This is a genomic window from Actinoplanes sp. TFC3 (genome assembly GCF_001553785.1).
Lineage (GTDB): Bacteria > Actinomycetota > Actinomycetes > Mycobacteriales > Micromonosporaceae > Actinoplanes.
This window is the reverse complement of the sequence record NZ_LOJP01000002.1, coordinates 265,228-288,713: the sequence shown is the minus strand read 5'-3', so window position 1 is coordinate 288,713 and position 23,486 is coordinate 265,228. Positions and strand designations below refer to the sequence as shown.

23 protein-coding genes are annotated in these 23,486 nt (G+C 67.1%); 15 read left to right on the top strand and 8 right to left on the bottom strand.

Going from position 1 to position 23,486, the window contains the following annotated elements:
- The first annotated feature begins 18 nt into the window (after positions 1-18).
- The 6 genes from TFC3_RS28335 to TFC3_RS28310 all read left to right on the top strand — a co-directional run bounded on the left by TFC3_RS28335 (position 19) and on the right by TFC3_RS28310 (position 7,401).
- A complete protein-coding gene (locus TFC3_RS28335) occupies positions 19-1,194 on the top strand; it encodes a glycosyltransferase family 4 protein (protein ID WP_067508210.1) in 1,176 nt (391 codons plus the stop codon).
- Positions 1,191-2,294 (top strand): glycosyltransferase family 4 protein, encoded by a 1,104-nt coding sequence (locus tag TFC3_RS28330; RefSeq protein ID WP_082772572.1) that lies wholly within the window; start codon positions 1,191-1,193, stop codon positions 2,292-2,294. Before TFC3_RS28335 ends, TFC3_RS28330 begins: the two co-directional genes overlap by 4 nt.
- Positions 2,295-2,303: 9 nt before the next feature.
- Positions 2,304-3,440: a glycosyltransferase gene (locus TFC3_RS28325; protein ID WP_067508206.1), complete on the top strand. Its 1,137-nt coding sequence runs from the start codon at positions 2,304-2,306 to the stop codon at positions 3,438-3,440.
- Positions 3,406-4,701: a hypothetical protein gene (locus TFC3_RS28320; RefSeq protein ID WP_153040516.1), complete on the top strand. Its 1,296-nt coding sequence runs from the start codon at positions 3,406-3,408 to the stop codon at positions 4,699-4,701. Before TFC3_RS28325 ends, TFC3_RS28320 begins: the two co-directional genes overlap by 35 nt.
- Positions 4,698-5,828 carry an acyltransferase gene (locus TFC3_RS28315; RefSeq protein ID WP_082772571.1) on the top strand — a complete coding sequence of 377 codons (1,131 nt, stop codon included), beginning with the start codon at positions 4,698-4,700 and terminating at the stop codon, positions 5,826-5,828. The genes TFC3_RS28320 and TFC3_RS28315 overlap by 4 nt, the downstream gene beginning before the upstream one ends.
- Positions 5,829-5,928: 100 nt before the next feature.
- The gene (locus tag TFC3_RS28310) at positions 5,929-7,401 is read left to right on the top strand and encodes a radical SAM protein (protein ID WP_067508199.1); all 1,473 of its coding nucleotides are present in this window, start codon (positions 5,929-5,931) and stop codon (positions 7,399-7,401) included.
- Positions 7,402-7,407: 6 nt separating this feature from the next.
- Here the strand turns inward: TFC3_RS28310 and TFC3_RS28305 are convergent, their stop codons facing one another.
- The 3 genes from TFC3_RS28305 to TFC3_RS28295 form a co-directional block, all read right to left on the bottom strand.
- A complete protein-coding gene (locus tag TFC3_RS28305) occupies positions 7,408-8,481 on the bottom strand; it encodes an acyltransferase (protein WP_082772570.1) in 1,074 nt (357 codons plus the stop codon).
- Entirely contained in the window at positions 8,478-9,599 is a 1,122-nt protein-coding gene (locus TFC3_RS28300) for an acyltransferase (RefSeq protein WP_067508194.1), read from the bottom strand. The genes TFC3_RS28305 and TFC3_RS28300 overlap by 4 nt, the downstream gene beginning before the upstream one ends.
- Positions 9,600-10,072: 473 nt before the next feature.
- Positions 10,073-10,435, bottom strand: a complete 363-nt coding sequence (locus TFC3_RS28295; RefSeq protein WP_067508192.1) for a VOC family protein — start codon at positions 10,433-10,435, stop codon at positions 10,073-10,075.
- Between the two features lie 210 nt (positions 10,436-10,645).
- On the opposite strand from TFC3_RS28295, the gene TFC3_RS28290 reads away from it, so the two are divergent.
- On the top strand, positions 10,646-11,065 hold the full coding sequence (locus TFC3_RS28290; protein ID WP_067508190.1) for a hypothetical protein: 420 nt from the start codon (positions 10,646-10,648) through the stop codon (positions 11,063-11,065).
- Between the two features lie 114 nt (positions 11,066-11,179).
- Here the strand turns inward: TFC3_RS28290 and TFC3_RS28285 are convergent, their stop codons facing one another.
- Positions 11,180-11,704 (bottom strand): TetR/AcrR family transcriptional regulator, encoded by a 525-nt coding sequence (locus TFC3_RS28285; RefSeq protein WP_067508188.1) that lies wholly within the window; start codon positions 11,702-11,704, stop codon positions 11,180-11,182.
- Between the two features lie 45 nt (positions 11,705-11,749).
- Here TFC3_RS28285 and TFC3_RS28280 point away from each other — a divergent pair, with 45 nt between their 5' ends.
- Complete coding sequence (locus tag TFC3_RS28280; protein ID WP_067508186.1) at positions 11,750-12,718, top strand: amidohydrolase family protein; 969 nt, start codon at positions 11,750-11,752, stop codon at positions 12,716-12,718.
- A 64-nt stretch (positions 12,719-12,782) separates the two neighbouring features.
- On the opposite strand, the gene TFC3_RS28275 is transcribed toward TFC3_RS28280, so the two are convergent.
- Positions 12,783-13,256, bottom strand: coding sequence for a VOC family protein (locus tag TFC3_RS28275; RefSeq protein WP_236718496.1), 474 nt, complete (start codon positions 13,254-13,256; stop codon positions 12,783-12,785).
- 23 nt (positions 13,257-13,279) lie between these two features.
- Between TFC3_RS28275 and TFC3_RS28270 the strand changes: the two genes are divergently transcribed.
- On the top strand, positions 13,280-14,245 hold the full coding sequence (locus tag TFC3_RS28270) for a YafY family protein (RefSeq protein ID WP_067508184.1): 966 nt from the start codon (positions 13,280-13,282) through the stop codon (positions 14,243-14,245).
- Between the two features lie 4 nt (positions 14,246-14,249).
- On the top strand, positions 14,250-14,477 hold the full coding sequence (locus tag TFC3_RS28265; RefSeq protein WP_067508183.1) for a hypothetical protein: 228 nt from the start codon (positions 14,250-14,252) through the stop codon (positions 14,475-14,477).
- 44 nt (positions 14,478-14,521) lie between these two features.
- Here the strand turns inward: TFC3_RS28265 and TFC3_RS28260 are convergent, their stop codons facing one another.
- Entirely contained in the window at positions 14,522-15,130 is a 609-nt protein-coding gene (locus TFC3_RS28260; RefSeq protein ID WP_067508181.1) for a hypothetical protein, read from the bottom strand.
- 119 nt (positions 15,131-15,249) lie between these two features.
- Here TFC3_RS28260 and TFC3_RS28255 point away from each other — a divergent pair, with 119 nt between their 5' ends.
- Together TFC3_RS28255 and TFC3_RS28250 are read left to right on the top strand one after the other, a co-directional pair.
- Complete coding sequence (locus TFC3_RS28255) at positions 15,250-16,902, top strand: sodium:proton antiporter (RefSeq protein ID WP_067508179.1); 1,653 nt, start codon at positions 15,250-15,252, stop codon at positions 16,900-16,902.
- A 41-nt stretch (positions 16,903-16,943) separates the two neighbouring features.
- Positions 16,944-17,297, top strand: coding sequence for a VOC family protein (locus TFC3_RS28250; RefSeq protein ID WP_067508177.1), 354 nt, complete (start codon positions 16,944-16,946; stop codon positions 17,295-17,297).
- Between the two features lie 24 nt (positions 17,298-17,321).
- Here TFC3_RS28250 and TFC3_RS28245 read toward each other — a convergent pair whose 3' ends face one another.
- Entirely contained in the window at positions 17,322-18,113 is a 792-nt protein-coding gene (locus TFC3_RS28245; protein ID WP_236718495.1) for an L-type lectin-domain containing protein, read from the bottom strand.
- A gap of 246 nt (positions 18,114-18,359) precedes the next feature.
- On the opposite strand from TFC3_RS28245, the gene TFC3_RS28240 reads away from it, so the two are divergent.
- Positions 18,360-20,789, top strand: a complete 2,430-nt coding sequence (locus TFC3_RS28240) for a fibronectin type III domain-containing protein (RefSeq protein ID WP_161952692.1) — start codon at positions 18,360-18,362, stop codon at positions 20,787-20,789.
- Between the two features lie 7 nt (positions 20,790-20,796).
- On the opposite strand, the gene TFC3_RS28235 is transcribed toward TFC3_RS28240, so the two are convergent.
- Positions 20,797-21,117 (bottom strand): hypothetical protein, encoded by a 321-nt coding sequence (locus tag TFC3_RS28235; RefSeq protein WP_067508171.1) that lies wholly within the window; start codon positions 21,115-21,117, stop codon positions 20,797-20,799.
- A gap of 240 nt (positions 21,118-21,357) precedes the next feature.
- Between TFC3_RS28235 and TFC3_RS38265 the strand changes: the two genes are divergently transcribed.
- The gene (locus tag TFC3_RS38265; RefSeq protein WP_161952691.1) at positions 21,358-21,996 is read left to right on the top strand and encodes a hypothetical protein; all 639 of its coding nucleotides are present in this window, start codon (positions 21,358-21,360) and stop codon (positions 21,994-21,996) included.
- The gene (locus tag TFC3_RS38260; protein ID WP_161952690.1) at positions 21,993-23,486 is read left to right on the top strand and encodes a glycosyltransferase family 4 protein; all 1,494 of its coding nucleotides are present in this window, start codon (positions 21,993-21,995) and stop codon (positions 23,484-23,486) included. Before TFC3_RS38265 ends, TFC3_RS38260 begins: the two co-directional genes overlap by 4 nt.

Genomic DNA, 23,486 nt, shown 5'->3' with positions numbered 1-23,486 from the left:
GGACACGACGTTCTTCTCATGACCAATGCGGTCGCGCCCGACAAGCTGGGCGGACTGGAACGGTACGTACGGGAGCTGGCCGCCGCCCTGGTACGGGCCGGCGTGGACGTCGCCGTTGTCGCCAAGCGCGTCCTCCCGTCCTCGCCGGACGTCGAAACCGGCGAGGACGGCGTCCACTTGATCCGTCATGACGTTCCCAGCAAGGAAAGCAGGACGTTCGCGCTGCAGTACCCGTGGCGGACCTGGCGATCGATCCGGTCCATCCTCGACGAGCACCCCCGCGCGATGCTGCACGGTCACTTCCCGCTGCCGATGATGACCCTGGTCAAACCGTTCGCCCCGGCTGCGCGGCCGTTTCTGTACACGCTGCACGCCCCGGTCTACAAGGAACTGCTCGCCGAACGCCAGGGCACGTACGTGTTGCCGGGTGCGGTGCAGCGACCGGTGGTGAACACGCTGCGGCGGGTCGAGGCGTCGGTGGTCAACCGGGCGACCGGTGTCGCCGTGCTCAGCGAGTTCATGCGTAGTCAGGTGGCGGAGCTGTCACCCCGAGCGGCGGAAGCCACCACGCTGATCCCGGGTGGCGTGAACACCGACTGGTTCCGGCCCCGGAGCAGCATTCCCGAGGACGACCTGAGTGAAGCGCTCCTGTTCACCGCGCGGCGACTGACTCCTCGTACCGGGGTCACCGAACTCATCGCCGCCATGTCGTCGGTCGTGGAGCGCCATCCTCGGGTGAAGCTGGCCGTGGCGGGTGACGGGCACCTGCGCCCCCGCATCGAGGCCGACATCGCGTCGTACGGCCTTGAGAAGAACGTCGAGCTGCTCGGCCGGGTCAGCGAGGAAGAGCTCCGATCCTGGTACCGGAGCGCCACGTTGACCGTGATGCCGACGACCGAGCTGGAAGGCTTCGGGCTGACCACCGCGGAGTCCCTGCTCTGCGGCACCCCGGTCCTGGTGACACCGGTCGGCGCCAACCCCGAGCTGGTACGCCACATGGACCCCCGTTTCGTCGCACCCAGCGCCGATCGCGACGGCATCGCTCGCGGGCTCATCGAACTCCTCGACCCCCCGGAGACGATCGCCTCGGCCCGCCGTTCGCTTCCCGGCGAGCTGCCGCAGCGGTGGTCCTGGGATGCCATCGCGGCCAAGCACATCGAGATGTACGACAGCCGGCTTGGAGGACGCCGATGAGTGCGCGCCTGCAAGTAATCACTCCGGTGTTCCCGCCGGCCGTGGGCGGCATCGAGTCGCTGACCTACGGGCTGGCGGAGCGGTGGGACGGTCCGGTCGAGATCCTCACGCTCGATGAGCCCGGCGCTGCCGAATGGGACGCGAACTCACGCTACGGCGTACACCGGGTCACCAACGTTCCTCGCGGCGGCCGTAAGTCGATCGCCAGGCTGACCTACGCGACAGTGGCGCACACCCGCCGGTTCAAGCCCGACCTCATCCTCAGCATGCACGTCCGGTGCGGATACGCCGCGGCCCTCGCGAAGCTGATCAGCGGCGCTACCTGGCTGCAGTACTACCACGCCAAAGAGGTGCCGACGTGGCCGAGCGCCACGCGGTTGTGCGCCCGCCGGGCCGACCACGGCGTGGCGGTGAGCCGCTACACCAGGACGCTCGTCCAGGCGGTCTCCCCGCTCGCCGGTCCGTTGTCCGTCATCCCGCCCGGCATCCCCGCGCCGCGGACGACTCTGCGGACCCGCCGCGCTCATCCGACGATGCTGACGGTGGCTCGCATCAACGATCCGTACAAGGGTCATGACGTTCTTCTCGAAGCGATGCCGTTCATCCGCCACAAGGTGCCGGACGTCCGCTGGGTCGTCGTCGGCGCCGGCGACCGTCTGCCGTGGCTGCGCGACGAGGTACGAGCCCGCGGCCTGACCGACCACGTCGAAATCCTCGGTCTTGTCGACGACGACAAGCGAGATGAGTTGTTCGCGTCGAGCGATGTGTTCGTGCTGCCCAGCCGGACCAGCGAGGACGGGCGGTCCGGGGAGGGGTTCGGCATCGTCTACGCCGAGGCCGCAGCGGTGGGGCTGCCCATCGTCGCCGGTGCTCAGGGCGGGGTTCTCGACGCGGTGCACAACGAGGTGAGCGGCCTGCTGGTCGACCCCACCGACCCGCGCCAGGTCGCCGATGCCGTCACCACTTTGCTGTGCGATGACGAGCGCCGTACGCGGATGTCGCTGGCGGCCCGGGAGTGGAGCCGGCGTTTCGAGTGGGGTCACGTTGCGGCCGCCTTCCAGGATCTGGCGACCAAGACGCTCCACCAGGCAAAGCGCTAGCGAGGAATCATGGTTTCCGTTCTGCACGTTTCCCAGCCCACCAGTGGCGGCGTGGCCAGAGTCGTCCTCGGGCTGGCGAAAGCCCAGCGCGATGAAGGCCTGCAAGTGGCGGTGGCCTGCCCGCCCGGCGAACTCGCCGACAAGTTGCTGGCTGCCAGCGTTTCCTGGCAACGGTGGGACAGCGCCCGGCAACCCGGCGCTGGTCTGGCCGAGGAACGCCGCACGTTGCGCCAGGCCATCGCCGGACGCTCACCTGATCTCGTGCATCTGCATTCGAGTAAGGCCGGACTGGTCGGACGTCTCGCTCTGCGCGGCCGGATTCCCACCGTCTTTCAGCCGCATGCCTGGTCCTTCCTCGCGGCTGAGGGCAAGACCCGCCTGGCGGCAACCCGATGGGAACGGTACGCCACCCGGTGGACCGATCTCACGCTCTACTGCAGTCGCCAGGAACAGAAGGACGGTGCTGTGAACGGTATCGCGGGCCGCGGACGGATCGTACTCAACGGTGTCGACCTCGCCCAGTTCACGACACCGACCGAGGCGGACCGGTCCACGGCGCGCCGGCTCCTCGGCCTGCCCGGCGACGCGTTCGTGGCGGCGATCGTCGGTCGCCGCTCCGAGCAGAAAGGGCAGGACCTCGCGCTGGAAGCGTGGCGCGACGTCCGGGCCGCCGAGCCGGCCGCAGTGCTGGTTCTCATGGGGGAGGGCTATGACAACGGCTTCCGCGCCGATGAAGGCGTCCTGACCCGAGCCGCCGGCGACGACGTACGGCCGGTCTTCCTCGCGGCCGACGTCATTCTCTCGCCCTCGCGGTGGGAGGGGCTGTCGTTGTCGTTGCTGGAGGGTATGGCGACCGCGCGCCCGACAATTGCCTCGGACGTGGCGGGCAGTCGAGAGGCTCTGCTCGAGGGGCCGTTGCCTGCGGCCGGTGCCGTAGTTGAACGGGGGAACGCTGTCGCTCTGGCCAAGGAAGTCCTGGTCAGGCTCGGCGATCCGGAGCTCGTTGCGCGGGAGGGCACAGCCGCCCGCACACGCATCGAGACTTCGTTCAACGAAAGCGCAACGACAAATTCTGTGATGGACGCGTATCGGCTTCTGCTCAGCGGGATCCGTGCCTCTGCCGGGCACGCCGCGCTGCAGCGGTGACGACCGCAGCCATTTGTGCATTCACGGCCGAAAGGGTCTAACTGCAATGCCGGTCATTCGGCTTAAGGGCCGGGCCATCAGCGTCAAGGTCCGGACCATTATGTTGGTCGCATTGTGTTTGGTGTTACTCGCGGTGGGAGCGGTGGGCCGGGTCGTGACCAGCCGGGAAGACCACCACAGCGGTTCGCCCATGGAACCCACGTCCGGTATCCCCGATGAACCTGCCCTGTCCCGGCCGAACGCGGAAGCGCTGCTCAAGACCGCACGGGACAGCCTGGAAGCGTCGCGTCGGCGGGACTCCAGCGACGACGAATACTTCTTCGCCAACGGGATCTGGGAGACCGGCCGGCCTCTCTGCATCCGTTGCAACATCGGGCCGGGCGTGGTGGCGGCGGCGCTGGCTTCCTCGGGCGCTGACCGCAGCCTGGTGAAACTGGCTGTCCAGACGATCGATCCGGCCATCAAGGAGTACCAGGCGCGGAACGGCTCGCTCGGCCCGGGCGCCGACGACGAAGAAGGCCCGGACATCCAGACGATGACGTTCGCGACCCAGTTGGGCATGGCCCTGTACGCGATCGGTCCGCAACTGGATGACAACCGTCGCGCGCGCTGGACGGAGGCGCTGCGGGGCGCCACCGAGTTCCTGATCAACAACGGCAACTATGCCTGGTACACCAACGGGAACATCGCCCTGGGCAACGCCCTGGTGGCCGCGCTGACGTGGAGAGCTACCGGAGATGACCGCTACCGGGCCGTGTATTGGGACGCGATCGAATTCGCCCAGAACCCGGGGGACAAGTGGCCCGGTCGAGGACTGGTCATCACGAAGAAGCCGACGTCGGACAGCGGTGCCGACGGAGCCGGTTACCTGACTGAGGCCAGGAGCGGCGGCCGGCCGGGCTTTGATGCGGACTACACGCAGGTGCAGGCCGACATGGCGGCGATGACGGCACTGGTGACCGAGGATTCCCGCGCCGTGCGTCTCACCAACCTGCTGGTGAACCAGTTGATGCCGAGGGTCGACCAGACGAGGTGGCTGCTGAACACCAGCAACGGAAGCCGGCACACCGACCGGGTCCGGTTCGTGCCCTTCACCACCAGCGCCCTGACCGTCCTCGCTCGTCGGGGCCGCCCTGACCTGGCCGCCGTGGCCGGTGCTCAGTCGAAGAGCTCAGCCGCGTACGTCACCTCCGACCGGGGCGAAGCCGCCTACAAGATGTGGGGTTACCGGCTAGCGCCCACCATCATGGCGATGCGATGACTTCGAGTCACGTGATGCGGGTGCCCACCGGTTCGCCGGTGGGCACCCCGTCGGCCGGTCGACGCCCGCGGCTGGACTCCTTGACCGGCTTGCGGGCGATTGCCGCGCTTGTGGTTTTCGGGCGGCACATCATCCCCGCGTTCGGGGAGAGCGGCGGCCCGTGGTTCGTGCAGGCCCTGACCCGGCCAGGGACTGTCGGGGTCACGCTCTTCTTCGCTTTGTCGGGTTTCGTGCTGGCTTGGAACGATCGCGCACCCGGCCCGGCCAAGGGCGTCTTCTGGCAACGGCGGGTTGCGCGCATCGTGCCGGCCTACCTGGTGGCGTTGGCGTTCGCGCTGGCCGTCAGCGTCGTCACGATCGGTGGCCTGTCCCGGGCGGACCTGTTCAACGCGACGCTGCTGCAATCCTGGATCCCGGACGCCGACTGGTACTTCGCGGGCAACTCGGTCGGCTGGTCGTTGTCGACCGAGGTCTTCTTCTACCTGGTGTTTCCTTACCTCATCGGTCCGCTGCGCCAACTGTCCCGGCGGTGGATGTGGACCCTGCTGTGCGGCTGCGTGCTTCTGGCGATCCTGATTCCGGTTCTGCTGCGGCCCTCGGCGCACGACACCGAGCACCACATCGGCTTCGCGTACTGGGCGGTCTACGTGTTCCCGCCGACGCGTTTGCTGGAATTCGTCGCCGGTATGGCTCTGGCTCTCCTGCTTCGCTCCGGTTCGAAGGTGGTCATCAAGCTGGGACCCGCAGCCTTCCTGGCGGTAGCGACGTTCGTAGTTGCCGGTCAGGTGCCGGAGTGGGCCTGCTTCGTGGCCGTGCCGATCGTTCCATTCCTTCTGCTCATCGCGGCAGCGGCCGACGCCGACCTGCGCGAAGCGACGAGCATTCTGCGGAGCCGGGTGATGGTGACGGCCGGCACGTGGTCGTACGCGTTCTATCTTCTGCATTATCAGGTGTTCCGCGTTGCCGACCATTACGCGATCTATGGTGGTCAGCCCATGGCCAAGACCGCAGTGGTGCTTGCCGCCTGCCTTATCGTGTCGTCCATCGGTGCGTGGCTTCTGTACACCGTCATCGAGCGCCCCTTTGAGATCCAGTTCCGAAATCTCGGGCGCCGGACGTCGGCGTGACACCACTTCGGATTAGATCGATCGGCTGACATCGCTCATCCGACGGGCAGCACTGTGAGCAGCACCGTTTGCTTCCGCCCAGCTGTTCGTTGGCTTTGACATGACTGACGTCAAGGCACTGCTGGTCGATCTCAACAACCTGTCCCGCTACCCGACTCTAGGCGTGGGATATCTCGTCGCAGCACTTCGCAGGGCCGACATGGCTGTCGAAGTGTTGTCACCCTTGCTGCACGGCGTGCCACCCTATGTCCGGGAACGGCCGCAAAATTTCGGAACACACGTCAAACAGCGCGCCCTCTTCGCCATGCATCCGTTCGTCACCCCGATGCGGGACCAGCTCCGCGGTCGCTATCTGGCACAACGGCGAAAGGCGAATCCCCGGGTGCTGCAGGAGACCGGGGCCGCCTTCGCCAAACGCCGGCCCGATGTACTGTTGCTGTCTGCCTATCTCGACCACCGCCCATCGGTTGTCGCGCTCTGCGAACTGGCGGGTGCTGCGGGCGTACCGGTGATTCTCGGTGGTCCTGCCTTTCACGACCCGTCAGTCAGCCGAGAATGGCTGAGTATTCGCGGTTTGACGGCGATCGTTGGCGCGGAGGCCGACTTCTCGCTTCCCGACATCGTGGCGGATCTGCTCGCCGGCAACGACTTGACCAAGCACCACGGGGTTTTTCTGCCCGATGGCAGGCAGGGTCCGCCCGCTCCGCCCTTGACCGATCTCGCCGCTCTTCCGGTACCGGACTTCACCGATTTCCCGTGGCATCTCTATCGGACCGCGGTGGTTCCGGTGATGACCGGCCGTGGCTGCAGTTGGGGCCGGTGCCTGTTCTGCAGTGACATCGAAACCGCAAACGGACGTACGTTCCGGAGCCGTCCGCTGCGAGCCGTTCTCGATGAGATCGCCGAGCAGACCGATCGCCATCAAGCCAAGCAGGTTGCGTTCCTGGACATCAAGCTCAACGGCGACCTGGACATGTGGCGGGGGATCGCTGACAACTTCCAATCCTGCGTGCCGGGCGGAACCTGGGTGGGAACGGTTCACGTCCAGTCCCGAGGTGTCAACGGCCTCGGCCGCGACGACCTCCAGCGGGCTTATGACTCCGGGATGCGCCGGATCAGCTGTGGCCTGGAAACAGGTAGCCAACGCGTCAATGACCGGATGGCCAAGGGCACCGATATCTCCCAGACGTCGACATTCATCCGCGACGCGCATGCCGTCGGTCTGAGCGTACGAACGACGATGATGCTCGGGTATCCCGGCGAGACGAGTCACGACGTCGCACAAACTTATCGTTTCCTCAGCGACCACGAGCACATGCTCGACCGCATCAGCATGAGCCCGTTCAAGGCCATTCCCGGAACGCGATTCGCGCGCCGGCACACCAGCGATCCGACCCGCTTCCCCGACCTGCGGGACTTGAAATGGGATTCGGGTCAGGCCACCGCCACGTTCCAGCACGAACCGCCGGCTCCGCGTGCGTACCGGCGGGAACGAGCGCGAGTGCTCAACCTGGTGCACCGCATCAACAGCCGGGACCTGAGAAACCAGGCGCTCGAATTCGACGGCGTCTAGCTGCGCTTATTGCTGCCGCCGCAAGGTAGCCCTGCGGTCCTTCACCTTGAGGAACGGCTTTTCCACCAGCAGGTAGCTACCTGCTGCGACGAGGAACATCAGCGGCAGCCCGACGGCCAGGGGTAGCGGCGAGCGTGGCATGTCGAACAACTGCTGCCACAGGTACAGGCTGAAACTGATGGTGCCGAGCCACACCAGGAGCCGGTTTTGCAGCACCGGCACGAGAATGCCGGTCGTGCCGGTAGCTGCGAAAATGAGGACCGCGGCGGCGCCACCGACGACACTGTTGGCGAACGCATGCCACAGGTCGCCATTGCCAATCTCGCCAGCCATGACAGTTGCCAAAATCGCCGCAACGGCTGCAGGTACGAGCCGCAGCCGTGACATCCATTGGCGGGCGGCGGGAATGGACTGCGGGTACAAGTGCAGGGCGAGAGCGAGGGCGGCGCCGTACAGCATGGCGTCGACGCGGGTTTCGAAATGCCACACCGGTACCGTCCCGATCGAGTGGTACAGCCAGAACCGCCATACCGGCGCCGCCACGATGCCGGTAAAGGCGAGGCGCAGCGCCCACCGCGGCGACAGCAGAACCAGAGTGAGCGGCCACAGTAGATAGAACTGCTCCTCCACCGCCAACGACCACGTGTGGGACAGGCATTCACATCCAACGGGCATGTAGTTGGACACGTACAACGCTGCCGCGGTCAAGTCTTTCCAGCCCGCCGAGTACACACCCCACGCCGCCAGCACCGCCACCACGGTCAGGTAGGTGTAGAACGCAGGCCAGATGCGGTAGGCGCGGCGGGCGTAAAAGCGGCGCAAACTGATTCGCCCCGTCTTGGCCTTCTCGCGTGCCAGGATGCCCGTGATCAGAAAGCCGGACAGCGCGAAGAAGACCTGCACCCCGATGATCGGCTGGTGCAGCAGCAGCGTCGGCCAATACCCGCTGGTTCCGCGCGGATAGTGCAGCGTGACGATGTGCCCGGCGATCACCGCGAAGATCGCCACCCCGCGGAGTCCGGTCAAAGCAGCAATTTTCTGGTGTGCGGTGCCGTTCGGGCGTGCCTGCACGGGAGTCATCGGTTTCGGGATCGGACGACGTCTTCGGCGGCTGGTGGTGCGTTGTCGGCTTGGTTCCGCTGCCGGATGATGTGGTCGACGAGGAGCCGGCTGGACGTCGTGCCCAGCCGGTCGATGATCCAGCGATTCGCCGGCAGCTCGACCAACTTGTGCAGGGCAAGGCCGATCACTGCGGAAATCAGGAAGGCAACTACGGCACGCAGAACAAGTCCCTGGTTTTCGAGTTTGAGCAGCACCAAGCCGTGCACCAGATAGAAGGCGTACGACACACGTCCGGCCATCTGCAGCCAAGCGCGTCTCGGGGCGGATGGCGACCGGTTGAGATCCTTCTTCGCCAACCAGACGATGCTCGCGGCGGCCAGGGGCGTCGCCCACACATTGGCGACGGGCCACTGGGGCAGGAAAACGGCGCCGGCTGCCGCGAAGCCGAGAGTCGCGCCGGTGAGCCATCCGGGAATCCACTTTCCGGCGATCGAGGTGCTGGCGACGGCGATGCCGAGAAGGAACTCGGGAAGCCGGGCCAGCGGGTTGGCGTACAGAGTTTGCAGCACATCGCGACTGGCCTGCTGAGACGCAATGGTTACGGTGACGATCGCGTAGCCGGCGAAGATGCCGCCGACGATGCACCACAGCGAACGCAGCGAGATCCGCTGAGCTGCACGCCACAGCAGCGGGAAGAGGGCGTAGAAGAACATTTCGCAGGCCAGCGACCAGGTGACGCCGTTGATTCCGGCGTAAATTCCTGGATCGGTGAACCAGGCATGGATCAACGTGAGGTTGGTCAGAGTCGCGCCGAGGTCCCGGCCGTTGCCGCTGACGGCGGACCAGCACAGGACGCCGCACAGCACCACCAGGTACGTCGGATAGATGCGAGCGAAACGGCGAAGATAGAACTGCCGGTAGTTCTGGGCCGGGTTATGTGTCCACGTCAAAATGAAGCCGGAGAGCACGAAGAAGATTGTGACGCCGGTGTAGCCGTACTTCAGCGGCGCCAACCAAGCGAACTGCTGCCACGGATGCAGGTGGTAGGCGAACACGGCGAGTGCGGCGAAGGCGCGAATGCTGGTCAGGCTGGGAAGGTCGGGGCGGCGGTGCAGTGAGGAGGATGGCGTGAACACGAGGGATAAACGCTGATCTCGTGGCGCAGCAGCGCAGTCGGGGAAAATGCTGCACGCTCAGCGGTAGAATGTCTCGATTAGGGCGGGCCGCGTCGTGCCTTAAGCACCGCCAACGCGCCGGTAGGACAGAAGGCTCGTCCGATCGACCGAGGTTCGGGATTGCTTCAGCGTTTGCCAGCGCGAAGTAAGGGCGACATCAACGGCATTCGATTCCACTAACCGTTAGGTACTTCGCTTCGTATCCGTGGCAGACCGGCTGCATTCGTCAGCCCTGCGATGAGGCTGGTCCGGGCTATACGGGGCCGCGCCGGCGCGCCGACGGATGAATCGTTGCTCCTGATCCGAGCTTGGCCTTGCTGCTCGCCTGACACGAAGGCCTCTTGGTCTGTCGAACATTGGTGGTCGATGCGCCGTTTCGCGGGTGGATTCTGGCACGAGGCTGTCGAGCTGGTGCATTGCAGATGCAATTCGTGCTATTGGCTGGTCAGTGCTGAGACCAGGCAGATGACGTGACCGTCGGGGTCGGTGAACACCGATTGGCGCTCGCCCCACGGCTGATCGTCCGGGGCGTCAATGATCCGGGCGCCGGCTTTCTCGGCTGCGGCCGTGGACACATCGACGTCGGAGACCAGGAAGCTCACGGCGACACCGGCCAAGCCGGGGGTGGGCGGGCGTTCATGAAGCAGAAGTTCGGTGTCGGAACCGGGAATGGTGAGCGCTACTACTTCGCCTGCGGTGTACTTCTCCGTCAGCCCGAGCGCATCACGGTAGAGGATCAACGCCCGTTCCCGGTCGGCTACTGACACAACGATCCGTTGAACTCCCCGTACGGTCATGAAGCGACCTTAATGGAACGGCCCGGCAGGTATGCGCTCCAGACGCAGGTCTTGGGGTCGTGCGAGACGGCTGGGTGTCCCTCACCGGCACGACACCGGCGTGATGCAGCTCGCATAGGTGTGCGTCGTTGCGCTGGATATTGACATCGATTGTTCTTTTTCGGCCTTTAGCTTCGAGGGGACCTGCTTTCGAGTAGCAAAGGGAGACAGATGAATCTGCGCAGGGCAACTACTGCCGGGCTGGCTGGCGTCGCCGTTCTGGCTGGCGGTTTGACGCTGTCGGCGGGGGCTGCTCAGGCGGCGACTTCGGCCGGTCGGGTCGCGGTTGGTGCCGACGCTCGGGTTTCGGCCGACAGCGGGCCGTGGCCAATCGTTGACCAGGATGGCGTGCAGCGCAGCTCGCTGAGCATCAACTGGACCACCGGGTACGCGCTCGCCTGCTACGGCGGCGAGGCTGGGGATGTGCGCATCGAGCTGCGGTTCGAGTCCGGCTACATCCAGCGGCGGATCGTGCCGCAGTTCGGCTGCCAGGTTGCCGGGCCGCCCGGGGCGCCTGCGGACGCGGGTAGCCCGGTTGCGGTGCGGGGCGTGGTGGGCGACTTCGTCAATCCCTGGCACGAGAACATCTAGTCGAAGCTGAAGCGGCTCAGTTGCCTCCAGGCGCTGAGCCGCTTCGACCTTGTGACCGTGTCAGGGGGTGGCGGTGGCCGGCGGGACGGCGCTGACCGTGATCGGGCGCGTTCGTCAGGGGCGCATCCAGGCGTGCGCGGCTTGGAGCAGTTCCTCCCGTGGCACGGTTTCGAAGGCGCTGAGTTTGAGGAAGTGCTGCGCCACGGTCAGGCCGAGAATGCTGCAAACGGCGAGCAGGGCACGTACCTGGGCATCGTCGCCTTGCATTGATTGGGCCAGGTTGCCGACGCGCTCGTCCAGGAAGTTGCGCATGGATTCTTCGGCCTCGGGCACGGTCAGCATGGAGCGGACCAGGGCGCGGGTTTCGGGTGGCAATTCGCCTAGGCGGACGTTGAGGACGTCGAGCAAATGGTCGGTTGCGACCTTGTCGTCATTGTCGGGGAGTTCGGCGGCGATGGCGAACAGCGCGGCCTTGGTGCCGTAGTGCTGCATGACCAGCGACGCGTGCACGCCGGCCCGATCGGCTATGCCGCGGATGGTCGTTCTGGTGTAGCCGTGCGCGGCGAATTCCTCTTGTGCGGCGGCGAGGATGCGCTGAGCTGAACGGGCACGCTTGGCGTCCCGGGACGTTCCTGTCACATCGCTCACTCTACACGTGTTTAGCGAACGTGTTAGGTTGCGGTCATGAGCTTGATTGCGATTGAGGAGCACTGGACGACGCCGGCATTGACGGCCGCGCTCAACGGGCTGCCGGACTCGGATGACAGCCTCGCTTTCAACGAGATGGGCGACAAGCTGGACCGGCTGCAGGATCTCGGCGAGGGGCGGCTGGCCACGCTGGATGAGCAGGGCATTGATACATCTGTCATCGCGTTGACGCCGCCGGGAACGCAGCCGCTGGCACCGGCCGACGCTGTTTCGCTGAGCCGGGAATTGAATGACACAGCGGCCGAGGCGGTTCGCCGGCACCCCACGCGATTCCGGGCGCTGGCGACCCTTCCGCTGTCCGAGCCCAGCGCGGTTGCCGGTGAACTTGAACGAGCCGCCGGAATGGGATTCGTCGGCGCCATGGTTTACGGCCGGACCGGCGATGTTGCCTTGGACGATTCCCGGTACGACGACCTGTTCGCAACAGCGGCAGCCCTCGGTCAGCCCATTTTCATCCACCCGCAGATCCCGTCCCGCGCCATTCGCGACGCGGCGTACGGCGGTTTCGACGAGATGACCTCGCTCGCCCTGGCGACCTTCGGATGGGGCTGGCATATCGAAGCCGGGCTGGCCGCGCTGCGGTTGATCGTACGAGGAACCTTTGATCGGCACCCGGATCTGCAGATCATTCTCGGGCACTGGGGTGAGCTGCTGCCGTTCTGGTCCGATCGTACGAACAGCTTGTCGCGCATTGCCGGGTTGAGCCGGCCGGTCGCGGAGTATCTGCGGTCGAATTTCTACCTCACGACCTCCGGCATGCTCAATCCGGTGCTGCTGCAACATGCGCTCGCAGTGACCACGATTGACCGGCTTATTTTCTCGACCGACTATCCGTTCCAGCAGCCCACCGGCGCGGAGATCCGGACGTTCCTCGAAGCGTTCGGCAGCGATGTGGATCGGGCCAAGTTCACCTCGGGGAACGCCCGGACGCTGTTCAAGCTGTAGGTGAAGCGTCTCAGGCCAGAGCCCGGTCGGCGACACCGCGGCGCCGCCGTTCCCGCTTGGCTGCTCAGGCGGGGTAGTCGACGGCCACGTCCAGGACCCAGGTGACGCCGAAGCGGTCCTTGAGCATGCCGCAGAGCGGGGACCAGCCGGCCGGGGCGGGGTCCTCGATGATGGTGGCGTCCTGGCCCAGGCCCTTCCAATAGGTGCTGATCTTGTCGGCGTCCTTGCCCCGGATCGACACGAAGAAGGCGCGGTCGCCGGCGTTGTGGGACTGGCTTTCGCGTATGTCGTACGCCATGACGTGGAATCCGTTCCCGGCCCGGACCTCGCACCAGGTGATCCGGCCGGCGTCGGCGGGGTGCTCGACCCGCTGGCTGTCGGCGTAGGTGAACGCGGTGAGCTGCCCGCCGAAGATCGACCGGTAGAACTCCAGCGCCGCCCGAGCGCTGTCCTCGAAGTTGAGGTGGATGATGGCTCCCGATGCGTCCCGCTTGCTGACAAGAGCATGATTCGCAGGGTACGTGCCAGGTAGTGTCACCTACTTGCGGCAGGCTCGCATTCATGCCGAAGACTTCCGCGCGCCTGCTGGCCCTGCTCTCCCTGCTGCAGAGCCGCCGCGACTGGCCCGGGACCCTGCTGGCCGACCGTCTCGACATCAGCTTGCGCACCGTGCGCCGCGACGTGGACCGGTTGCGCGAACTCGGCTATCCCATCGCCGCCATCAAAGGCCCGGACGGCGGGTACCGGCTCAGCGCCGGAACGGAACTGCCGCCCCTGCTGTTCGATGATGAGCAGGCGGTGGCGCTGACTGTCGCGCTGCAGGTGTCCGCCTCGACCCCCGATAACGGCCTGGCCGAGGCGGCGGCGCGGGCGCTGACCACCATCCGCCAGGTGCTGCCGGCCCGGCTGCGCAACCGGATCAGTGCCCTGGAGGTTACTGCGGTGCCGAGGCCGACGACGCAACCGGACTCGGCTGTGGACGGCGATGTGCTGCTGGCCTTGGGTGCTGCTGTGCACGCGCGCGAGGTGCTGCGGTTCTACTACGGCACCGAGGACGATCCGCGCCGCGCCGAGCCCCACCACGTAGTCACCTGGGATGGACGCTGGTACCTGGTCGCGTGGGACCTCGACCGAGCGGATTGGCGTACGTTCCGGGTTGATCGACTGCGGTTGCGTACCCCCAACGGGCCTCGGTTTGTGCCCCGGGAACTACCCGGCGGTGACGTGACAACCTTCGTGACGAGCCGGTTCCGGGGTTCGGTGGACGACTCGGGACGATGGCCCTGCCGCGGCTCGGCGACTCTCCCGCTGGCAGCCTCGGTGGTGGCGGCCTACACGCGGGACGGGATCGTGGAGGCGCTGGGCGAGCAGCGGTGCCGGCTGACGTTGGGATCGTGGTCATGGGGGAGCCTGGCGGCGGGGTTCGCGCGATTCGACGCTTCGTTCGAGGTGGTGGGGCCGGAGGAGCTGAGGGCGGCGTGCGAGAAATTGGGCCGCCGGTTCACGAGCGCTGCGACCTTAGGGTGAGTCCATGCGACAGGAGTTCAACAACCTTACTTACAACGAGTGGTACGGCCTCGGTCCGCTGGGGCTGGCCGGGGTGGCCGGGTTCCGGGCTTTCATGGCTGACGATTCGTTTGCGCGGTGGGCCTGGGGTGGGCTGGCTGTGCTCATGGCGATTGTGAGCGTGGGTTTCGTGGTGTGGGTTCGCTCATCTCGTCGCCAGGTGGACGGGGATGGCGTGGCCGAGGACGCCTAGAGATGCGGGCGCGGGTTTGCGGGTCGTGGCGGCGGCGTTCTGGTTCAACGGCTCCTGCTGAAGGCGTGCAGGTGGACGCTGTCGGCATCGAGGTCGTCGGGGGCGGGAGTTCCTTCGAGGATGAAGCCGAACAAGGCGCGCAGGGCTGCCTCGCCGAGTTCGAGAGGATGAAACGGCAGGGGGTACGAGCTGTCGACGGGGTGCTCGCCGGCCCAGAAGGCGCGCTCGAAGTCGTACGGGTCGCCGAGGTTTTCCTGGATGCCGCCGTCTGGGGACAGGCTCAGCGAGCGGACCAGGGCACCGCTCTCCCAGACCGCGAAACCCAGCCAGTCGACGGCCGAGTGCATGCCGTGCAGGACGACGCGCCTGCCTGCACCGATGTGGCGAAGGTGCTCGGGTAGTTCGGAGGGGCGGTCGAGCATCAGGCTGCGGTCGCACAAAAGCTCGGCGCCGGGTAAGACCGTGGCGTAGGTGACGTCGTCCGGAGGGTACGTCTCGAAGAGCGTGATGTCGTCAGCGGGAGTGAGGACGTACCCGGGGAAGGCTTGTCGCACGAAGGCTTCTGCCTCGGCTGGGGAGGACTTTGTCGCGCCCAGCAATGCCGGTCGCAAGTCGCCGTCGGAGAATGCCAGTAGTGCCGTTTTCGCGCCCATGAGACCTGAGAGTAGGTGGCTCGGAGCTCCGGATCAGAAGAGGCGCGCACGGTACGGGTGGTCATCTGACCTTGGCGGAACGCAGGAATCGAACGGGGTGTTGCTGACAGGCTGATCTTGTGACTGAGCTGCTCGTTGTCATGGTTTCTGCGCTGCTGGTGATTGCGGCTGCGACTGTTGTGGGGCCGCGGCTGGGGATTGCTGCTCCGCTGGTGCTGGTGGCCATCGGGGTGGGGGTCAGCTTTCTTCCGGCGTTCGCCGCGGTGGAGATTGACCCTGAGTGGATTCTTGAGGGGGTGCTGCCGCCGCTGCTTTACTCGTCGGCGGTTTCCATGCCGGCGATGAATTTCCGGCGGGAGTTCGGGGCTATCAGCGGGTTGTCCGTACTCCTTGTGGTGGCCAGCGCGCTCGTGCTTGGCCTCTTTTTCACGGTGGCCGTTCCCGAACTGGGGTTCACGTGGGGCGTGGCGCTGGGCGCGATTGTCAGCCCGACCGACGCGGTGGCCACCTCGATCATCAAGCAGACCTCGGTCTCGAAGCGGGTCGTGGCGATGCTCGACGGGGAAAGCCTGCTCAACGATGCGACGGCACTGGTTCTGCTGCGGACGGCGATTGTGGCGGGGGCTGCTTCCTTTTCGCTGTGGGGCGCGGTAGGCACGTTCGCCTATTCGGTGGTCGTGGCGCTGATCATCGGGGTGGTGGTGGGGTGGCTCAACCTCGCGGTGCGCCGGCGGGTGACGGATTCGACTGTCAACACGGTGATTTCCTTTGCGGTGCCGTTTATCGCGTGCGTACCGGCGGGGCTGCTCGGGGCATCCGGATTGGTGGCGGCGGTGGTCGCCGGGCTGGTGACCGGGTTCCGGGCGCCGCGGGATTTGTCGGCGCGGAACCGGCTGTCGGACTCGCAGAATTGGCGGACCGTGGAGCTGGTGCTGGAGGGCGCTGTTTTCCTGACGATGGGGCTGCAGATCCAGTCGATCGTCAAGCACGTGCAGGACGACCACGCGGGCGTGGGAACTGCGGTGCTGGTCGCGGCGGGAGCGCTGATTCTCACCATTGCGGTGCGCGCGGCCTATGTGGGGCCGCTGCTGGGGGTGCTGGCCAGCCGGTCCCGGCACGGCATGAAGGTACGGACCCGAGTGCAAACAATGCACGATCAGATGGGTACGCCCGAAGGTAAGCAAGCAGCGTTCAGCGAGGTGAACCGTCGAGCCAAACCGGCGTCGGAGCGCGACCTCGACCGGTTCGCTTTCCGGCTCACCCAGGCTCTCGCCGACATCGAATACTTCCTGCGCGAGCCGCTGGGCTGGCGCGAAGGCACCGCGGTGGTGTGGGCGGGCATGCGCGGGGCGGTGACCGTGGCCGCCGCGCAGACGCTGCCCGAGGACACGCCGCAGCGCTCGGTGCTGGTGCTGATCGCGTTCGCAGTGGCGGCGATGTCGCTGCTCGTGCAGGGCGGCACCATCGGTCCGCTGTTACGCGTCATTACGCCCCGGGTCGATCCGGGCGCTGTCGAGGAACAGGTGAGCGGTGAACGTACCCGGATCATGCAGCTCCTGCGCGACGAAGCCGAAGCCATGCCGGAACCGCCGCGCGAGCAAGGGTTCGCGGTGGCGATGAAGCATCGGCTCACGGTCATTGCGGCGCAGCGTTCGGCTCTGCTGGATGCGCGCGATCACGGGACGTTTGACGCCGATGTGCTGGCCGAGGAGCTTGCCAACCTCGATGCGTCGCAAATTGCGCTGGAGTTGCGCGGCAGGGCATCTGCGTAAGGCGGACCGGACCTGTCCGGGTTTGGGCTTAGCGTGCCGGTATGAATTTCGTTTCGATTCGCGTGATCACCGAGGATGTGGCCCGGCTCGTGGGCTTTTACGAGCGCGTCACCGGGCTGAAGGCGGCCTGGGCCACCGAGGACTTTGCTCAACTGCAAACTGAAAGCGCCACGCTGGCGATCGGCAGCACCCGGACGGTCGGGCCGTTCGCGCAGCCGGGACAGAACCGGTCGGTGCTCATCGAGTTCCTGGTCGATGATGTGGACGCTTTGTTCAAGGAACTCGATGAGGACGTCGTGCAGGAACCGGCCACCATGCCGTGGGGCAACCGGTCATTGCTACTACGCGACCCCGACGGCAATGTCGTGAACCTGTTCAGCCGGCCGCCGGCGTGAAGGCAGCCGGCTGAACAGTGATGATCACCAGACCTTGACGGACCAGTTGTTGATTTCCTGGACCGAGACGTCCTCGCCCGTGCCACCGGTGAAGCCGGCGAACGCCTTGGTGTAGCCCAGCGCCTTGCGCAGGTCGAATTTCTTGTCCAGCACCTTGTACTCCTGGCTGCCGCCGACCGCCCGGACCCGGACCTTGAGGGTCTTGGTGCCGGCGAGCCAGGTGATGCGCACCCGCACCGTCTGGCCGAACATCATGATCGGGCTCGACGCCACGATCGGCTGGGCCGCGTCCGAGGCCCCGCCGGTCACCACGGCGATGTGGTTGTTGTCCACATCGTTGGGGTTCTTGAAGGTGTCGAGCTCGATCGCGACGCTGTGGGTCATGCCGCCGTAGCCGAGGCTGCCGCCGTACCCGCCCTTCGCCTTCGGGCCGTCGTTCTGCAGGACGAACGCAACGCCGTCGGCGTGGCCGACCTCGCCGGTCATCGAGACGTCGAACGCCGTCTCGAACGACTGCTTGGCGTTGAGCTTGGTCTTCGACCAGGCCGCGCCGGCCAGGCGCTTGGTGCCGCTGGTCAGCCGCAGGCTCGAGCCGTGGATGCTCGCGCTGCCGACCTTGTGCAGGCTCGGGCCCTGGCCGAAGCCGGCGTAGCTGATGACCTTCGTGGGCCCCGTCTGCGCGAGCGCGGGGGTGGAAAGTCCGGTGCCGGCCAGCGCGGCCACCACGGTGGCGGCCGTCAGGTGTGCCCAGCGTTTTCGCATTGCCTGTTCCCCTCGTACGGTTCTAACGGTCGAAACCACCTTGAACCGCCGCAAATGCCTGCCGGGGGCGAATGCCGGACCCTCATACTTTTGGCCGAACTCGTGGTATCCGTCCGGACGTTGCAATTCCGGGCCGGCCTCGCGGCGTCAGCGAGCGTCGCAGAAATGTGAAAGTGGCCTTTGTCTGGTCTGCGCGCAATCTACCGTCCAGGGGAGTTATCGCGATGACGGGGGATTGAGATGAAACCTGCGGAACTTGGCCGGTGCGTGTCGGCGCGGTGTGCCCTCACCGCCGGAGTCATGCTGGTGTCGGCATCGGCCTGGGTGATCGCACCGGTGTCCGCGGCCTGGGCGGGACCGGGGCCCTCGATCGTCGATACCGCCTACAACGCACCGGGGTTCCATTCGGTGCCCGCGAACACCTGCGCCATCGCTTTTGACGTCCGCGGTGGCCAAGGTGAGGACGCTCGCGATCACGGTGGCGTGGGTGGCGCCGGAGGCCGGGTTGTCGCGACGGTGCGGGTTTCCCCGGGTGACTCGTACCTCGTCAGAGTGGGAGCCTCTGGTGCGCAGGGTGGCATCAGCGGTGGCCAGATCTCCGGGGGCCGGCCCGGCCCGGCTGCCTCGATGGGATTCGAGGGCGGCGCGGGTGGCGGCGCCTCCTCGGTGACCCTGGGCAATGATTCGCTTCCGACCATCATCGCGGCCGGTGGTGGTGGCGCCGGTGGTGACGTCAACTACTCCACCGACGGCGGCCGCGGCGGTGCCGTCAACGGTGAGGGAGCCAGTGCTTCGCCGTCGGGGAACGCGACCGGCGGTGGCGGTGCGACCCTCGTCGGCGATGGCACCGCGGGCTCCTCGGCCAACGGGTTCGACCCGGCGATGCCCGGATCGGCCGGCAACGGCGGTCGCGGAGGATACGTCGAGCTCAACTACGGCGCGTCCGGTGGTGGCGGTGGTGGCGGCTGGTACGGCGGCGGCGGTGGTGGTGTCGACGAAGCCGAGTATGAGCACGCCGCCGGTGGTGGTGGGGGTTCCAACAAGGCGCCGGCGAACGCGACGGTCAACTCGTATTCCGACCGCTCGGGTTCGGGCAGCGTCGAGGCGACCTTCGTGCGGTGCCCGCCGCCGGAGCCGCCCACGGATCTGTCCGGCGAAGCAGGCGACGCCAGCGCCACGCTGACCTTCTCGCCGAAGTCGAGCAAATACCCCGTGCCCATCACCGGGTACGAGGTGTCGATCGATGACGGCGTCACCTGGAAGACGCTGGACTCTACCTCCGGGCCGGCCGACAGCCGGAAGGCCACCCTGTCGGAGCTGATCAACGGCACGGCCTACAAGGTCCGGGTCCGGGCCGTCAACGACACCGGCCCCAGCCTCTCGAGCGACTCGGTGACGGTCATCCCGCGTACCACGCCCGGTGTGCCGCGTGACGTGACGGTCAAGAGCCTCGATGCCGCGCTGGCCATCTCGTTCGTCGTGCCCGCCACCGACGGCGGGAGCGCGATCACCGGCTACCAGTACTCGATCGACGGCGACACCTGGCATGCCCTGGCAGCCTCCGGGACCCAGCTGGTCAAAGCTGAGATCACCGCACTGAGCAACGGCAAGACGTACCAGGTACGGCTGCGGGCGGTGAACCTGGTGGGCCCCGGCTCGGCGACCACGGCTGTTCCGGGCACTCCGGAGGGTGCGAAGCCGCCGGTCATCCCGCCGGTGATCCCACCCGTGAGCACCCCCGGGGCGGTCATCGGGCTTACCGCGACGGCCGGCGATGCCCGGGCGACGCTTTCGTTCACCGCGCCCAAGGACGACGGCGGCAGCCCCATCACCGGGTACGAGGTGTCGACCGATGGCGGCAGCACCTGGGCCACGCTCACCACCGGTGCAGGCGAGGGCGGGACCCGTACGGGAACGCTCACCTCGCTGGTCAACGGCCGCACCTACGACGTCCGCGTGCGAGCGGTGAATGCGGCCGGTCCCGCGTCGGCCTCAGCGTCGGCGAGCGTCACCCCGATGGCACCAGCGCCCACCCCGGAACCGGCCCCGCAACCCACGCCGCAAGCCCCGGTACGCCTGAACCTGCAGCTGCAGGTCGCGGTCAACGCACCGCTCGTCGGGGCCACCGCGCAGCTGACCGGCGGCGGCCTGCAGGCTTCATCGGCCTACACGCTGACCATGAATTCCGAGCCGATTGTGGTTGCCACCGGCCGGACCAACAGCTTGGGTGGCTTCCGCGCCACGATCACGATGCCGCGCAAGGCCTGCGTCACCGGTGGTCTGCACCGGTTGGTGCTCAGCGGCACCGCTCCGGACGGCACGACGGTGCAGGACACCAGCTACATCGTGCTGGATGACACCTGCGCCACCCGCAGCGTGCGCCAGGCCAAGCCGGTCAACAACACCGTCGCGCTCGGATTGCTGCGGTTCCCCTATCTGGCGCCTACTTTGACGCCGCATTCCCGCAGCGTGCTGCGCAACATGCGCGGCTCGCTGCGAACGGCGAAGCTGATCACCCTCACCGGCTACACCGAGACCGACCGGAAGTCGCCCGCGGCGGTCCGGGCCAACCGGGTCCTGGCCACCCGCCGGGCGGCGGCGGTGCGCACCTATCTGAAGCTGCTCGGGGTCAAGTCGCGCATCAAGGTCGTTGGTGCCGGCGGCGTGCGGCCGCTCAAGGGTCAGCCGCAGAAAAACAACCGCCGCGTCGAAGTCACCGTCCGCTACTGATCCAGGCTCAGTTCTGCAGAGGTTCGACGTCTGGCCCGTGCACGCGGGCGCGGGCCAGACGGTCGGGGTACAACCGGTACGTCGGCAGGTCCAGCAACTCCACCGGGATGTGGTGGCGGCCGCTGTCGGACAGCTCGTCGACCGGTTCGGGAGCTGCCTCGGCCAGATCGTCCAGCCAGCGGCGGTGCTCGACCTCGATGTCAGGTGCAGGCTGCATCCGGGTTGCCGTGGCGGCGCGCCGGTGCAGCAGGACGGCCAGGATCAGGAAGCCCAGACCACCGAAGATCGACCACAGGGTGACCAGGATCGTGCTGAGGGTGAAGTCCACGCATTGACGGTAATCCGCGCCGCGAGCGGTGACACCGGGCAACTAATCAGTACGGGGTAACCATGTCGGCCAGGTTTTCGCAGCCACTTCGAGATATTCGCCGGTACCCCTTCTGGGCTACGCCGCTCGGTCCCCGAAATGACCGGTCAGGTGGTTACGACTCGGTTTCCCGGCCCCCAACCCCCCGATATGCGGCAAGAATGATCTCGGACGAAAAGGGCAATGGGGGCGGAGCCGACCATGCGACATCCTCTGATGGAGGAGACCGAGATCCGGGGGACGGCAGTGACGCGTCCGCTGCTGGGCGCACGAACCGTACGCCCACCGGGTCGCGGGGGCACGCCGGTGGACCTCGAACTGGTCATGGCGGTGCGCGACGAGGAAGACAAGATCGAACAGCGGCTCACCGAGGCCACCTCCGGGCTGCTGACGCTGGGCATGCCAACGGGCGTGGCGGTGGTGGACGGCGGATCCAGCGACCGGACCATCGAGGCCGTCGACGACTTCGCGGCCGGCTCGCTGGTGCCGGTGCGGGTGCTCGGCTGCTCGATCCCGGGCCGCGAAGCAGCGGTGCGGCGCGGCATCGAAACCAGCCGGGCCCGGTGGGTCGGCTACGGCGAGACCGGGGCGTTCACCGTCGAACTCGACCACGCGGTCCGGCTGCTGGCCGAGGGCAAGCACATCGTGTGCCTGGGCGCCGCGGGCCACCGGGTCACACTGGCGCACACCGCGATCGCGCAGATGTTCGCCGGCACCGGCGTACCGCAGCTACAGGACATCCCGCAGCACGCCGGCATCCGGATGACCGCGCACGGGCGCAGCCGGATTGCCGGCAAGCTGGAGGACACCACGGTCGTGCTGACCCGGATCGAGTCGTGAGGCGCTACCGGGGCGGCGCGGGCGAACATGTGGTCTGGCTGAACTTCAAGGACCGGACCCATCCGCTGGGCGGCGGGGCCGAGGAGTACATGCACCAGGTCACCGAGCGCATGGTGCAGGCCGGGCAACGCGTCACCATTGTCACCTCCCGCTCACGCAGGGCCGCCCGCCGCGACGAGATCAACGGCGCGACCGTGCGGCGCATGGGCAACGCCTACACCGTCTACCTGTTCGCGCTGATCTGGCTCCTCCGCCACCGGCGCAACATCGATGCGATCGTGGACACCTGCAACGGCATCCCCTTCTTCTCACCCTTGGCGGTGGGCACCAAGGTGCCGGTCGTGGTGCTCATCCACCACGTGCACCAGGTGATGTTCGCGCAGCACTTCGGCTTCCCGATGGCCCAGATCGGGCGGTGGATCGAAAAAGTCGGCAATCGCATCGTGTACGGCCAACGCACCATCGCCGTGGTCTCGCCCTCCTCACGTACCGAGGTCCGGCGCCTTCTGGGGTTGATCGGCCCGGTCTATGTCAGCGCCAACGGCCAGGAACCCCTGATCGTCAAGCACGCCGAACGCTCACCGGCGCCGCGCATCGTGTGCGTCGGCCGCCTCGCCCCGCACAAGCGCTGGGATCTGCTGCTGCGCGCGCTGACCCGGGTAGCCGAACTGGTCCCCGACGTCGAGCTGCACCTGGTCGGCGACGGGCCCTGCCGCCCCGAACTGGTCGACCTGGTGGAGGAGTTGGGCCTCGGGGACCGGGTGGTGCTGCACGGCCGGCTCGACAACGGGCCCCGCAACCGGCTGCTCGCCTCGGGCTGGCTGACCGTGTGCACCTCCGAGGTCGAGGGCTGGGGGCTGGCGGTCACCGAGGCGATGAGTCTGGGCGTACCCGCTGTCGTCCTGGCTTCTCCGGGGCTGCGTGATTCCGTGCGCAACCGGCAGACGGGGTGGATCGTGGCCCGGCCGCAGCACCTGGCCGGGCAGCTCACCTCGGCTCTGATCGAGCTGGAGGACCGCGAGGCCGCGGCGGCGTGGGCGCGCCGGTGCCGGGCCTGGGCGGGCCGCTTCACCTGGGACGCCACCGCCGACCGGATCATGGGCTTGCTGTCCGTCGAGGACGCCCGCCGGGTCAGCGCCGACAACCGGGCCGTCTGCGACCTGGCCACCGTGGCCGACATCCCGGTGCGCCTGGCCACCCGCATCGACTTCGCCCGGCTGCGCGACGTGGACCAGGTCGACTGGGACCAGCCCGACCCGGCCGACCCCGCCTCGATGCGCGTACGGGTGCTGCTCTCCGGCTACGACGAGCGCGACGCCACCGCGCTGTTGCACCGCCTCGGCGTGGACACCGATCCGGCCGTGACGCACCTGTGGGTGGCCCGCCCGGCCGACCTGCTCGGCTGGAAACGCGTGGCCGGGTCGCGCGCCGGTGACCTGCGCCCGTACTTCGCTCAATGCGCGGCCGTGAGCACCGGCCGCCGTGGATAG